Below are 13,835 nucleotides of genomic sequence, written 5' to 3'. Positions count from 1 at the left end.
GAACTATCACCAGTAATAATGTTAGTTCTCTTGATTCTAAGATTGACCAGTATTCGCCAACAACTCTCCACGTTTGTTCAATGTCCGCTTTATCACGCTGACTAAATAAATCTCACAAATTTCTTGTGAATTCATGTGTTTTGAATACATCTTCTACTTTGGTATATAGTCTGTGTGTATATCGAATCCACAGGGACAGTTGTATGGTTCATACCAGTAACTTCGAATTTCTCAAATTACACGGCGAGTGGTTTTATAACCTGGCTGCCAGTGCAGAGCGAAATTTTGCACCCGATCCCAATACCACGCTTATCAAGATGAGACAGCTGGGAGAGGCTATTGCTCAGAGTATTGCGTCACGGATTGGTATTGAGTTTGGAAGTGATATCAGGCAAATCGATTTACTTAGAGACATCGACTATTCGCTCAGGCTTGATGATAACGTTCGCGATGCGTTTCACACCTTAAGAAAGCTTGGCAATACCGCTAACCATGAATTTATAGATAGCAGTAGTCACCGTGATGCACTTAAATCGATGATGGTGGGCCATGCGCTTGCAATGTGGTTTCATGCGACCTTTGGCGGTGAAAAAGCGAAAGGGTTTAAAGTTTCAAAATTCATCAAACCCGAGGATCCTTCTGCATACCTGCGTCAGATTGAAGAGCAGCTTGCACAGCTTCAAGTAGAATCACAACGCACAACAGACCGGATAAAAGTGGCCGAAGAGCTACGCAAAGTCGAGCATGAGAAAGCTCAAGCTGAGCGCAGACGCGCTGAGCATATGGCTGAAGAGCGTGAGGTGTGGCGACAGCTTGCACAGGAACAAGAAGAAGCGTTAATTAAATACCGTGCAGAACTAGAAAAGGCCAATCAAGATCACTTTGAAGCCTTCAAAGCAAGACCTAAAGAAGAACAAGCGGCTGAACTTAATCGTATTGAAAAATCACCCTTCGAGATGGATGAAGCAGAAACGCGTGTTGTTATTGACCAACAGCTGGTTGATGCAGGTTGGGAAGCTGACACTGAAAATTTACGATTCTCAAAAGGCGCACGGCCAGAACCAAACAAGAATAAAGCCATTGCCGAGTGGCCGACTAAATCAGGCCCAGCTGACTATGCTCTTTTCATAGGTATGACGCTGGTTGGTGTGATTGAAGCGAAGAAAAAAGCTAAGAATGTATATGGTGCAATTGACCAAGCCAAGCGCTACGCCAGTGGCATCGAGCAATTGTCAGCAGACATAGAAGTAACCCATTATGGTGAATTCAATGCACCTCTTACCTTCGCAACAAATGGCCGCGCGTACATTAAACAACTAGAGCAAGAAAGCGGGATCTGGTTTTTAGACGTTCGAGACAACACTAACCGTCGTAAAGCGTTAAAAGGCTGGTATTCGCCACACGAAATAAAGACCTATCTGCGCCAAACCCCTCAAAAAGCGAATGATGAGCTAGATGACATGGGCTTTGATTACGAACTTAAACTTCGTGACTACCAGAAAAAAGCTATTTTAAGTGTTGAACAAGCCATTAAAGACGGTAAAGACAAAGCGATGGTGGCAATGGCGACGGGCACAGGGAAAACAAAAACCTGTATTGCCTTAGTCTATCGCCTATTAAAAGCAGAACGTTTTCGTCGCATTCTATTTTTAGTCGATAGAAGTGCTTTAGGTGTGCAAGCTACGGTTGATTTTGGCGAAGTACGAATGGAAAACCTCAATACCTTTGCTGATACGTTTGAAGTGTTAGGCATCGAGCCAGAAAAAGCCGCCAAACCAAACCCAGAAGACGACACCAAAGTTCACGTTGCCACTGTACAAGGTTTAGTAAAGCGTATTATGTATCCATCTGATGATGGCGCTAAGCCTGGTGTGGGGCAGTACGACTGCATTGTTGTGGATGAATGCCATCGTGGTTACTTGTTAGATCGCGAACTCAGTGAAACTGAAATCAAATTCCGCGATCAAAAAGACTACATGTCAAAGTATCGCGCAGTCATCGAATATTTTGACGCATTTAAAGTCGGTCTAACTGCAACCCCTGCATTGCATACCAAAGATATCTTTGGCGACCCTGTGTTCACTTACAGTTACACAGAAGCCGTTATTGATGGTTACCTTGTCGATCACTTGCCACCAACTCGCATTCATACCAAGTTAAATACCGACGGTATCAAGTACCAAGTTAACGAAGAAGTGCAGGTCTATGATCCGCAAACTCAGCAGTTGGACTTAATTAACACGCCGGATGAACTCAACTTTGATGTTGCCCAATTTAACCGAAAAGTCATTGCACCAGAATTCACAAAAATAGTGTGCAAATGGTTGATAGAAAGTGATTCACTTAATCCGTACTCACCGGAAAAGTCACTGATATTTTGCGTAACAGACAAACACGCAGATGAAGTAGTAGAAGCACTGAAAGAGGCTTGTGAGAGCTACCACGGCGAAGTAGAAGACGATGCCATCCAAAAAATCACGGGCGCATCAGACAAACCGCTAGAAAAAATTCGACGATATAAAAATGATCGCCTCCCCAATATAGCGGTAACGGTAGATTTACTTACCACGGGTGTTGACGTTCCATCCATATGTAACCTTGTGTTCTTGCGCCGCGTCAACAGCCGCATTTTGTTCGAGCAAATGCTGGGCCGTGCTACTCGCCGCTGTGACGATATTGCTAAAGAGCGATTCCGTATTTTTGATGCTGTGGATATCTATAAGCAGCTTGAAAAGGTCAACAGCATGAAACCTGTGGTCACCAAAGTGGATATTACTTTTAAGGAGCTAGAAACAGAGATCACGCAAAGCGCCGACCCCAAACTGCAACAGTTGGCAAAAGACCAGTTCCTCGCCAAATTACAAAGCAAAAAGAATTATCTTTCGCCAAAGCAAAACTCAGACTTTGAGCGCATTGTTGGCAAGCCACCCAAAGAGTTTGCTCAAGAGCTCAAGGGCATGAAGTTGACTGACGTTGCCGATTGGTTTGTCAATCATCCTGGGTTAGGTGAACTGCTGGATATAAAAATGCCAAGTTCGGGTAGAGGTACTACCATAGTTATTTCCGAGCATGACGACGAAATCACGGGTACGTCTACGGGGTACGGCAGTGCTCAAAAGCCAGAAGACTATCTCACCGCATTTTCCAGTTTTGTGAATGCTAACAGTAATCGCATGGTAGCCATTCAAACCGTAATCCAACGCCCTTGGGAGCTAACCCGTGACAGCCTTAAAGCGTTAGCCTTAGAGCTTGAGAAAAACGAATTTCGTGAGCAAGACCTAAAAGAAGCATGGAAAGAAGTCAAAAATGAAGATATTGCTGCACGCATCATAGGCTTTATTCGTCAGGCAGCTATAGGTGAAGCACTGGAGCCTTACGACCAACGCGTAGATAGAGCACTCGACAAGATACTTATCAGCCAACCCTGGAAAACACCACAGCGAGAGTGGCTCGAAACCATCGCAGGGCAAATTAAAGCCAATATCGTGGTAGATAAAAGTAACCTTAACGAGGGGATTTTTAAAAATATGGGGGGAGTTAAACGTGCCAGCAAACTGTTTGACCAACCTGTCACAGAGATTTTAAATCAGTTTAATAAAGCTATTTGGTCAGATGATGAGCAACAGCAATCGGCCTAACCCTATATAATATTGAAATCATATAATTTTCATATTACTCGGACGCTTTGATACACAGCTTCCAAGCCGACTTAAAAGAACAAAACTAGAGCAACTAAATGAGTACACAAGATTTAATCAACAAACTCTGGAATTTATGTAACCTCCTTCGTGACGACGGCGTTACCTACCATGAGTACCTTAACGAGCTGACCTATCTTATCTTCTTGAAAATGATTGAAGAGACCAGTCAGGACGAGCTTATCCCCGAAGGCTACCGCTGGTCAGACATTGAAAAGTTTAATGCCGCCACACGATTAGAAGAGTATAAAAAATTACTGATCCATTTAGGCTCACATGGCTCACTAATTACCAAAGCTATCTTTGCAGATGCGTCTACCTGTATTCGTAAGCCTGCGACACTAAATAAACTTGTTACTGAAATAGATAACCTCGACTGGTATTCAGCCAAACAAGAAGGTTTGGGAGATATGTACGAAGGCTTGCTAGAAGTTAACGCCAGCGAGAAAAAGTCTGGCGCGGGTCAATACTTTACGCCGCGCGTGCTTATTGAGGTAATGGTTGAGCTGATGAAGCCTAACCTTAATGATGTCATCGTAGATCCTACCGCAGGCACTGGCGGTTTTTTAATAGCAGCACACCATGAAATCGAAAAACACAACGACATAAAACTGCTCGACGAAGCCGCTTACGACAAATATCAACATGGCACATTCTTTGGCATGGAGCTAGTGCCAGACACCCGTCGCCTAGCCATGATGAATTTGATGCTGCACGACCTAGCGGTAGACGATACCAATGCAGGTGTACTGTTTGGCGACACCTTATCAAACGAAGGCAAAGACTTACCAAAGGCAAGTTTGATTCTAGCGAACCCACCCTTTGGCACTAAACAAGGTGGTGGTGTACCAACAAGAGACGACCTTGTTCACTACACCTCTAACAAACAACTAGCATTTTTACATGCCATGTATCACAGCATGTTGAGGCCAGGTGGTCGTGCCGCTGTTGTATTGCCAGATAACGTATTATTTGAAGGTTCAACAGGGCGTAAAATCCGCAATGACTTGATGGAAAAGTGCAACCTACACACTATCCTTCGCTTACCCACAGGCATCTTTTATGCAGCAGGTGTAAAAACCAATGTGCTGTTTTTTGATAAGCCAACCGATATCACCAAAGATAAAGGTAACACTCAGAAAGTATGGGTATATGACCTTCGAGCCAATACACCTCAGTTTGGTAAGCGTACTGTTTTAACCAAAGCACACTTTGATGAATTTTATGAAGCAGTTGGCAGCGATTTGACTCAAGTTGACGAAGCCAAACGTCAAGCCTTCATTGAAAATCACAAAAACGGTAGCGAAATTGGCGATGTGGATACGTGCCGTTTACGTTGTTTTACCCGAGAGGAAATTGCCACTAAAGACGACTCACTCGACCTTGCTTGGATTCGAGATGAGAGCATTGAAGATTCTGCCAACTTACCTGAGCCTGATGTTTTAATTAATGAGGCTATTGAAGAACTAGCAGGTGCGATTACCGATTTACAGTCAATTTTGGTTGAGCTAGATGCAGCGGAAGAAACGGATGAGGTTGTTGCATGAGTCAGTTGCCTCAAGGTTGGACAGTTGCAACTATTTCTCAAATTACAAATGGTGGCTTACTCAGCGATGGAGACTGGGTTGAGAGCAAAGACCAAGACTCCAATGGTGTAATTAGGCTAATTCAGCTAGCTGATATTGGCGATGGCTTTTTTAAAAATAAATCTCAGCGATTTATGAATCACGAAAAAGCTGAGCTTTTGAGGTGCACATTTTTAAAAGAAGGAGATGTGTTGATTGCTCGAATGCCAGATCCTTTGGGCCGAGCCAGTATATTTCCAAAACTAGATAGTCAATCCGTAACTGTTGTAGATGTATGCATAGCAAGAGTTAATGACGACTCAATATTAAATAATCGCCTATTAAAATATTGGATTAACTCTCCTGAAATTCGTCAGCAAATCCAAATGCAAGCAACAGGAACTACGAGGAGAAGAATTACAAAGAAAAAACTGTCTTTGTTGGAGTTACCGATTCCGCCAAAACAAGACCAAAAACACATCGCAGATAAACTGGATTCGTTATTAGCCAAAGTCGAAGCAGCACAAGCACGCCTCGACAAAATCCCCACCATCCTAAAACGTTTCCGCCAATCCGTCCTCGCAGCCGCCACCTCCGGCGAGCTTACTAAAGATTGGCGAGAGGAGAATGACGTAGAGTCTGCGGCTAATTTGCTGGCACAATTTAGCGAAGAGAGGAAAAAATTACTAGATGCAGAAATAGCCGATGGAAATAGGGAAACTAAGCGACTAATTTCCAAGATAAAAAAACATAACCCTTTACTCCCAGACGCAGGTTTACCAGCTGGCTGGGTATGGACGTCTTTTATGTCATCAATGGTCAAAGTGGTTGATTGTCACAACAAAACCGCTCCATATATAGACACTGGGATACCATTAATTAGAACGACTGACATTCGAAATGGAGTCATATCACTTGAGGGGGCTAAGTATATCAGTCAAGAAACTTACGATTACTGGTCTCGCCGATGCCCGCCAGAGCCAGGCGATATTATATTTACGAGAGAGGCTCCAATGGGGGAAGCTGGAATTGTTCCGGAGGCTGTCCAGTTATGTATGGGGCAAAGAATGATGTTACTAAGGCCCGACCCTCGTTATGTGTCGCCCGATTACCTTGTTTTTAATACATTATCTTTCGACTTTAAAGAACGTATGAATGGCCAAGCTATTGGAACAGGTGTAAAGCATTTGCGTGTAGCGGATGTAGAGGCATTAACATACCCGCTCCCACCGTATGAAGAGCAATTAGAGATTGTTGAACGAGTAACTGAATTATTTGAGCACGCTAATACTGTGGAAAAGCAATACAACGCCGCCAAAGCTCGTTTAGACAAACTCACACAGTCAATTCTGGCTAAAGCTTTTCGCGGTGAATTAACGAAACAATAAGGACATTTCATGAATAGCAGTTCTAAAACAAAAATTTGTTTTGTAATTATGGGTTTTGGTAAGAAAACTGATCCAGATCTTGGTAAAACTTACGATTTAGATAAAACCTATAAAAACATTATTAAGCCCGCTGTTGAAGAAGCTGGCTTTGAATGCGTGCGCGCTGACGAAATAAAAGATTCAGGCCTTATTGATAAGAGTATGTATGCCTTGTTAATGCAAGCTGATTTAGTTGTTGCAGATATCACGACTTTTAACCCTAATGCTATTTATGAGCTAGGTATAAGACATGGCGTGCGGCCTTACTCAACTATAATCTTGAAAGAGAAAAGCGGAAAGATACCTTTCGATTTAGATCACAATAGAATGTGCATGTATTCTCACCTTGGTGAGGATATTGGTGTTGATGAAGCTGAACGATGCAAAAAATATCTTGTAGAACTTATTGAAAATGTGGTCAAACAAGAACAAGTTGATAGCCCACTCTATGAATTTATTCGTGAAATTAACCCACCGATTTTGCCGGAAAGTGAATACGTAGAGCTGATTGAAGATTTAGCTGATAGAGAAAAAGCTATTTTTGCTTTAGTAGAGAAAGCTAAGCTAGAAATGAGTAATAGCAACTTTACCCAAGCGGCAAAGTTTTGGGAAAAGGCTGGTAACAATAGTCCGTCAGAACCCTACTTTATACAACAATGGGCATTATGTACGTACAAATCGGCACCTAGTGATGTGACCAAACTTTCTGATGCTTTAAATATTATTTCGCTGCTTGTAGTGGATGATCATCAAACTAATGATCCTGAAACGTTGGGCATATCAGGTGCGATATACAAGAACATGTGGTGGGCAACGAAAGATCTTTCTAGTCTAGACAGAGCTATCGAACACTATGGTAAATGCTTCAACATTACTAATGATTACTACAATGGAGAAAATTACGCCTTTTGCTTGGGTGAGAAAGCAAAGACTGTTGAAGATGAAGAAGAGCAAATTTATTCAAAGTTTGCAGCAAAGAAAGTTAGACAGCAGATTGTTAAGGATTTAACTGATTTAGTTGAAGTTGGTGATTTTGAAAGCCGAATAGACAAAAAGTGGGTCTATGCCTCTTTATCAAATTGTAATTTAGCTATTGAAAATGTAAGTGATGCAGAGAAATACGAACAGCTATTTATGAGTTTAAACCCTGAAAATTGGGAAGTAGAAACATTTAATAATTCTAAGAATAAGATACAAGGAGAGTAACATGGCAAGGCATAAGTGCTTTATTTCATATCACAAAGAAGATGCAGATGAGGTTAATCAATTTATTCGTACCTTTAATGATGGCAGAGATGTGTTTATTGCGAGAGGGATTGGCGAAGAAATGCCAGGCGACATCATTGATAGTAACGATGCCGATTATGTTATGAGAAGAATTCGCGAGCTTTATTTAAGGGACTCTACTGTAACCTTGGTAATGTTAGGTAAATGTACTTGGGCAAGAAAGTACGTAGATTGGGAATTACAATCATCCTTAAGAAATGGGCAAACTATCACCCCAAATGGTGTTCTCGGCATTAAGTTACCGAGCTACAACAAGCAAAGTTACCCGAATCGCCTGAATTTAAACCTTAAACAAACGGATACTCAGGTTGATTGTTATGCTCGCGTAATTGATTACCCTAATAGAAAAGGTACATTGACCAATGCGATTGATTCAGCCTTTAACAGACGATTCACTCACATCAATTGGATAAACAACCCAAGAGAACGGTTTGTTAATAATAAGAGTTGCGGATAATGGCTAAAAAGAATGTATTTGTAAGTTATGGCTATGACAATGACCGTAACTATAAAAACTTACTAAAAGCGTGGGATGCCAATAGCCAATTTAACTTTAGCTTTCATGATCATTCGGCTGATGTATCTATCAATAGTACAAACGCTTCTGCAATAACACGAGCAATTTCAGCGAAGATAAATAATGCCGCTACTTTCTATATATAGTTGATAAACACACTCATAAAAGCTTTTGGGTAAAGTGGGAGATTGGGAAAGCTGTTGATTTAAAGATGAAGATAGTCGCAGTAAAGATAGATAGATCAAACAAAACACCAGATGAACTGTATGGTGTGGTTGAATTAGTACGACGAAATCGCTTGGTGTTAACAGCTGAAAAGAATTTAGCTCAAATCTAATCTGACAGCGGCACCTGAAAAAACGGGTAACTGTCAGATCAAGTCTGAGCTAGTACATATGACAGTACATATGACAGCTCAAAAAAAGCCACTAATGACGCAAGCTTCATGAATATCACTATAATGCTCAACTGTGAAGGGCTGCATGTATTTTCTTATGCTGTCGTCAGTTCGGGTAGCAGTTGCATTCAAAACACCTACCACCTTCTATGTGGATAAATTGCCTCATACCACGACCCTTACAACGATGACATTCTGATGCTCCTTGGATAACTATTTTTTCTTTTAATACCATCCTTTCTCTATTCAGCTTAATAAGTATTTGCCTAGCCTCAGGAGAAGATTTGTCAACAATACTGGTATACAGTTCTGCTAAGTTGCGAAGGCGTCTTTTCAGTTTTCTATATACGTTTGGGCTTTCCGCACGATTTTTCACTGAGTCGAGAGCTGCATTGAACTGCTTTTTTGATTCTAGTAATGATGTTCTTGGCATTCCTTATCCTTAATGTATCTTTGCTACGGTTATTACGATGCCATCAGAAACTACTGCATAACTACCCCTACACTTTTCAACATCCTTAAGAGACTGGCCACAGTCACGAAGATGTTGGCAAGTTTTCTTAGTGCAAGTGTAAACGAAAGCACCTTTTGAATGTCGCTCCTCGCCATAACGAATTATTAACTCAACTTGATTTAGGCTAAAACCTCTCTGTTTCATCCTGATTTTTGCGTGTGTTGAAAGCATTATTTTCTCCAACCTAATGTACTCGAAGAAAACAATAGCCTGCAAAAATCGCTAAATAAAATATCAAATATGATACTTTTTTAATTTATTCTTGAGCTGTTATTATCGAGAAATATTAGTTAGGAGCATTAGCAGATTGATTTTTGATATAACTGATGGGGTGCTTCGAACCTCAGGTGAAATGTGGTCTAAACTGCGCGAACGAGCTGGTTTGGGCCGCAATGAGTGGCATTCCGAAGCCAGCAAACATACCAATAGGGTTTTGTCTTCTGCCAATAATTTGTCTGCTGTTTGTAAAGATAAGAGGAATATGCCTTTACATGACATTGTTCCAATGTTGAAGGCATTAAGTCTAAATGAAGTTTACTTAAATCATTACGTTAGAGAGTTTTTAAAAAGGCAATTGCCAGCAGAGCTGTCGATATATTTTAATGCTCCAGACCAATCAAGGGAGTCTCTATTATTACGTGAAGTTAATGCATGTATGGAAAATGTACTCCAAAGACAAAGAACAGAGTGTGAAATGGATCTTGTTATTGGCAATGCTATGCATGCAGGGTTGCCTGAAGAAGAAATTTATGACCCCAATCAAATTTGGCATTTGTCTATGGAGCATGGCCAGAGTCAGCTCAATAATCGGCGAGCTTTTTGGAAACAGTTCGTAACTATGTACTACTCATACTTATTTGAAGGAGAAAAAGCACCAATACAACAGTTAAATCATTTTTTATCAATTGCATTACCTGAAAATTGGAAGAACGTTTTAGAAAGTGAGCTGAATTGCAATGTTCTACAACTTCAAAGAGTTGACGCCTCATATTTATCCACAAGCTGGATCGAAAACAGCCTATCTTTTCGACCGCTACGCTCTATACTCGCTCACCTTTTGGAAAATTGGCAAAAAGCATTTCCAGAAGATTCAGAACGGCACATCTCCGCTTGGTCCTCGATTCCACTTGGTATTGTTGAGCAAAAACAAATCAATGAGTCTAATATAGACGAGGCAATTAAAGATTTTTTCTCTGAAAATCAATGGGATTATACAAACGGGTTTTCAAAATATTTAGAGCGGTATATTGGGAATTGGTTGGAAAATTTTCATCTTGGCTTTTCACGTTGGAACCCCTTACGTGACGTTTATGGAGTAAATTCATATGAGAAAGAAGTGATCTGTAACTACGTTAGGTATGCCCAGTTTTCTTTTTCTAACTCTCTTAGCTTCCAACAATATTGTGACTTTGGCTTTCCTAAAGCTAAACAGACAAATTACTTAGCACGAGAATTCTGCGAATTAATCTTATTTTCAACTTTAAGAATTGAAGTTGATGAACTAGTGAAATCAACAATTTCTAAAGGGATTGAATCAGAAACCATCAGACAATGGTTAACTGACCATAAAGCCGCTCAACGAGGCATTAATGCGGCTATGCTGCTACCAGACGGAGCCTCTGTGACTGGATTGACTCCAATGACTGTTGTTCGTGCGATTGATGAGAATAAGCAGGCCAGATATTTCAAACGTCTCTGTGCATCTATTCGCAAAACAGCATTGAAAGGTAGTAATTTCATTAATGTAAAGGCTGCGTTAATAGATGAAGTGTCTTCCATTATTGCCGAAAATCACCACACTATTGTTGACAGTGTCAATTCAGCTCGGCAAAGAGAGATGCTATTAGAGCAGCAAATACGTGAATTCGACGAGTTCTTATAAATGAATTAACGTCACACGGGAAGTAGCTAGTAGCGACGATACACCTGTGCAAAAAATGACATTCGAAAACAGATAAATGAAAATTTATCGGTATTCAGTAAAACGAGTAAGGTAAACTGACACCGTTAGAGGAATTTGTTATGCATTGGGATATTAGACATAAAAAGCGCTACAAGTTAACGGAAGGTGGCGCTATTTATACCGCTATGTCAGGCGATAGATACCTAGTAATAATTGATGAATCAATGATGGCAGAATTCATGGAAGACGAGGGTGATATTGAACTTGTTAACATCGTCGATTTTAATAGTGAGTCTGAACGGGAAAGTTATCTGAAACGTCTTTTAAGTTAATTCAAAATACAATTAAGGGAATCAAATGGCCCTAACGCAGATCCAAATTATTCAGTCACTCGGCGAAGCCATGTCTTGGCTAGACAAAGAACTGAGCTGGGGTGTACCAATAACCGAGCTAACGCATCTAAGTGGCAGGATAGGAGAGCTATATGCAGCGTTACTCACCAATGGACAAATGGCCGTAGACGTTAACCAAAAAGGCTATGATGTCGTAAGTGCAAGCGGAGAGAGAATTTCCGTCAAAACAACAGGTAGAGCAGGCTCTAGTGGTCAGGTTTCATTTAATTCTCGAACGCTAAATGAGGTTGATCGCATAATGATTTTCAAGATCAATATTGAGGAAATGCAAATAGAAACTCTTTTTGATGGCACGACTGAAGAAGCCAGGGAGCTAATGTTTCAACCATCGTCAGATGCAGCTTGCAAAATTGCGATGAGTAAACTTGTTCAGCCAAAAATTGTAAAAAGAAAACTAGAATCAGTCCAACAGGTAACCTGGAAAGAATATACAATAACAGAGCTTGAGAATGGAACCATTGAAGTTACGAAAAGCGAAGAACTTCAAACACCAACAAAGCCTTATTTACGTGAAATTGCAGAAGCACTATCGATTTCAATTACAAATACCAATGGCAATCCTTTAAACACTCGGCAGTTGGGCACATCTATAATTCGGACAATTGGTTCAAGGTGAAATTTTTTACTATTTGAATGCTATTCATGGTCAAAACATGCTTGCATTCACTTTAGTGCTCCGCTAAATCTGATTGAGAAAACTACACTTTATGTGTGACGTTTTTTCGCATTTTTACGATGATTTGTCACAAAGAAGATTTCTCTAAGATCAATAAAATCAATACTTTGCATCATTAGAACAAGGCTGGCACGGATTGAAAATCCATGTGTTTTTTAAATCCCTTTGAATGCGCCAACTAGAGACTCTCTAACCTGCTCAATATTAGTATGAGCATAAATCATAGTGTGCTTTAAAGAAGTATGGCAGAGAGACTTCGATACGATACTAATATCCGCACCAGACTGAATCTGCCAAGTTGCAAAAGTTCTTCTTAAATCATGAGGTCTAGGCCGAATATTTGGATTTTCGTGATAAAGACCTGCAATTTTAATCGCTTCCTTCCAAACATTATCTCCACCCGTGATATAGCCGTATTTGGACTTATTTAAAGAAGGGAAGACAAATTCTTTTGATAAAGGCTTTACCGATCTGCGCTTGAGCAGAACCATGACCCTGTCATGCAGAGGAATTTCATAAGTCAGTCCTGTTTTAGTGTTTGTTGCAGGTATAAACCATATCGCTGAGTAGAGGTTCAGATCTATCCACCTCATCTGTTTTATATTAGAAAGTCTTGCTCCTGTAAATAAGGCTATTCTGTAAATGTCGGCTACATGCTGATTTTTTACAACCTCCAATGCTGATAATAGCCGTTTTGCCTCTTCATAGGTCAAATAACGATTTCTAGACACCTCCTTCATTTTTTTCATGCGAGCAAAGGGATTTATTTGAATCTCCATTTGCTCTTCATAGTCGATAACATAATTGAAAGCTGATTTTAAAACACTAAGTGCTTTGTTATGTACGCTATATCCTTTTGATTCTAGAGTTTGGAAGAATGACCGGATTTCTTTTTTTGTAAGCTCGGCAACCAGTTTTCCACCAAACGGCATTTTTACATGGTTGCGATATGCCACCTCCAATCCGTGTGCTCTGCCCGCAATAGTTTGTCTTTTTCGTAGTTCGTTGTCTCTATAAAGCTCAAAGACATCATTAATGCAATATTGCTGCTTAGTTCTGCGAGCTGAACTGGATTTTACTGTTGTGTCGCCGTCAAATAATTGAAGATATTCTTCTACACGTAAAAGTGCAGAGGCCAAGCTAATTTTATCAGTATCACCAATCTTACGTTTTACATCTTTACCACCTCGTTTACCGCGAAAATAAAATGATTTTCTGCCACTCGGGCGAACTATCAACTTTAGGTTTGGTTTTCTTGCATCGCAGTAAACAGTTAGGTTAATTGGACGCTTTATTGAATTAATAATTTTGTCTGTAAGGTTGATTTGAATTTCAGCCATGTTCCACTTTTGCTCCACCGTTTATTTTTTAATCGGAGTGGAACAAGGTGGCTCAAAACCCTATAAACACTAGAATTAGATAGCCCTATAAGGCTTTA

The 13,835-nt window shown here is 40.5% G+C and carries 12 protein-coding genes; 10 read left to right on the top strand and 2 right to left on the bottom strand.

The window, feature by feature from the left end; all coding sequences use genetic code 11:
- Positions 1 to 203 precede the first annotated feature (203 nt).
- From hsdR to DRW07_RS18595, 7 genes are all read left to right on the top strand, one after another.
- Positions 204 to 3,638, top strand: a complete 3,435-nt coding sequence (gene hsdR / locus DRW07_RS02035; RefSeq protein ID WP_124026212.1) for a type I restriction-modification system endonuclease — start codon at positions 204 to 206, stop codon at positions 3,636 to 3,638.
- 98 nt (positions 3,639 to 3,736) lie between these two features.
- Complete coding sequence (locus DRW07_RS02030; RefSeq protein ID WP_124026211.1) at positions 3,737 to 5,245, top strand: class I SAM-dependent DNA methyltransferase; 1,509 nt, start codon at positions 3,737 to 3,739, stop codon at positions 5,243 to 5,245.
- Positions 5,242 to 6,651 carry a restriction endonuclease subunit S gene (locus tag DRW07_RS02025; protein WP_124026210.1) on the top strand — a complete coding sequence of 470 codons (1,410 nt, stop codon included), beginning with the start codon at positions 5,242 to 5,244 and terminating at the stop codon, positions 6,649 to 6,651. The genes DRW07_RS02030 and DRW07_RS02025 overlap by 4 nt, the downstream gene beginning before the upstream one ends.
- A gap of 9 nt (positions 6,652 to 6,660) precedes the next feature.
- Positions 6,661 to 7,896: a TRAFs-binding domain-containing protein gene (locus DRW07_RS02020; RefSeq protein WP_124026209.1), complete on the top strand. Its 1,236-nt coding sequence runs from the start codon at positions 6,661 to 6,663 to the stop codon at positions 7,894 to 7,896.
- A 1-nt stretch (position 7,897) separates the two neighbouring features.
- Positions 7,898 to 8,434: a TIR domain-containing protein gene (locus tag DRW07_RS02015; protein WP_124026208.1), complete on the top strand. Its 537-nt coding sequence runs from the start codon at positions 7,898 to 7,900 to the stop codon at positions 8,432 to 8,434.
- A complete protein-coding gene (locus tag DRW07_RS18500) occupies positions 8,434 to 8,640 on the top strand; it encodes a TIR domain-containing protein (RefSeq protein ID WP_124026207.1) in 207 nt (68 codons plus the stop codon). The genes DRW07_RS02015 and DRW07_RS18500 overlap by 1 nt, the downstream gene beginning before the upstream one ends.
- Positions 8,637 to 8,831, top strand: a complete 195-nt coding sequence (locus DRW07_RS18595) for a TIR domain-containing protein (protein WP_124026824.1) — start codon at positions 8,637 to 8,639, stop codon at positions 8,829 to 8,831. Before DRW07_RS18500 ends, DRW07_RS18595 begins: the two co-directional genes overlap by 4 nt.
- A 502-nt stretch (positions 8,832 to 9,333) precedes the next feature.
- Here DRW07_RS18595 and DRW07_RS18590 read toward each other — a convergent pair.
- Positions 9,334 to 9,576, bottom strand: coding sequence for a DUF4258 domain-containing protein (locus DRW07_RS18590; protein WP_124026206.1), 243 nt, complete (start codon positions 9,574 to 9,576; stop codon positions 9,334 to 9,336).
- A gap of 136 nt (positions 9,577 to 9,712) precedes the next feature.
- On the opposite strand from DRW07_RS18590, the gene DRW07_RS01995 reads away from it, so the two are divergent.
- The 3 genes from DRW07_RS01995 (at position 9,713) to DRW07_RS01985 (ending at position 12,337) form a co-directional block, all read left to right on the top strand.
- On the top strand, positions 9,713 to 11,287 hold the full coding sequence (locus DRW07_RS01995; RefSeq protein ID WP_124026205.1) for a hypothetical protein: 1,575 nt from the start codon (positions 9,713 to 9,715) through the stop codon (positions 11,285 to 11,287).
- A 140-nt stretch (positions 11,288 to 11,427) separates the two neighbouring features.
- A complete protein-coding gene (locus DRW07_RS01990) occupies positions 11,428 to 11,640 on the top strand; it encodes a hypothetical protein (protein ID WP_124026204.1) in 213 nt (70 codons plus the stop codon).
- Positions 11,641 to 11,665: 25 nt separating this feature from the next.
- Positions 11,666 to 12,337, top strand: coding sequence for a DUF6998 domain-containing protein (locus tag DRW07_RS01985; protein ID WP_124026203.1), 672 nt, complete (start codon positions 11,666 to 11,668; stop codon positions 12,335 to 12,337).
- 215 nt (positions 12,338 to 12,552) lie between these two features.
- Here DRW07_RS01985 and DRW07_RS01980 read toward each other — a convergent pair whose 3' ends face one another.
- On the bottom strand, positions 12,553 to 13,737 hold the full coding sequence (locus DRW07_RS01980; RefSeq protein ID WP_124026202.1) for a tyrosine-type recombinase/integrase: 1,185 nt from the start codon (positions 13,735 to 13,737) through the stop codon (positions 12,553 to 12,555).
- Positions 13,738 to 13,835: the final 98 nt, after the last annotated feature.

Source organism: Paralteromonas sediminis, from assembly GCF_003820355.1.
Classification (GTDB): domain Bacteria; phylum Pseudomonadota; class Gammaproteobacteria; order Enterobacterales; family Alteromonadaceae; genus Alteromonas_F; species Alteromonas_F sediminis.
The sequence above is the reverse complement of the archived record's forward strand: the minus strand, read 5'-3'. Positions and strand labels throughout refer to the sequence as shown.

Excerpts from the sequence above, each read along its gene's own strand:
- DRW07_RS18590 (WP_124026206.1), bottom strand. The coding sequence starts at position 9,576 with ATGCTTTCAACACACGCAAAAATCAGGATGAAACAGAGAGGTTTTAGC.
- DRW07_RS18500 (WP_124026207.1), top strand. The coding sequence starts at position 8,434 with ATGGCTAAAAAGAATGTATTTGTAAGTTATGGCTATGACAATGACCGT.
- DRW07_RS01990 (WP_124026204.1), top strand. The coding sequence starts at position 11,428 with ATGCATTGGGATATTAGACATAAAAAGCGCTACAAGTTAACGGAAGGT.
- DRW07_RS02020 (WP_124026209.1), top strand. The coding sequence starts at position 6,661 with ATGAATAGCAGTTCTAAAACAAAAATTTGTTTTGTAATTATGGGTTTT.
- DRW07_RS01980 (WP_124026202.1), bottom strand. The coding sequence starts at position 13,737 with ATGGCTGAAATTCAAATCAACCTTACAGACAAAATTATTAATTCAATA.
- DRW07_RS02025 (WP_124026210.1), top strand. The coding sequence starts at position 5,242 with ATGAGTCAGTTGCCTCAAGGTTGGACAGTTGCAACTATTTCTCAAATT.
- DRW07_RS01985 (WP_124026203.1), top strand. The coding sequence starts at position 11,666 with ATGGCCCTAACGCAGATCCAAATTATTCAGTCACTCGGCGAAGCCATG.
- DRW07_RS02030 (WP_124026211.1), top strand. The coding sequence starts at position 3,737 with ATGAGTACACAAGATTTAATCAACAAACTCTGGAATTTATGTAACCTC.
- hsdR (WP_124026212.1), top strand. The coding sequence starts at position 204 with ATGGTTCATACCAGTAACTTCGAATTTCTCAAATTACACGGCGAGTGG.
- DRW07_RS02015 (WP_124026208.1), top strand. The coding sequence starts at position 7,898 with ATGGCAAGGCATAAGTGCTTTATTTCATATCACAAAGAAGATGCAGAT.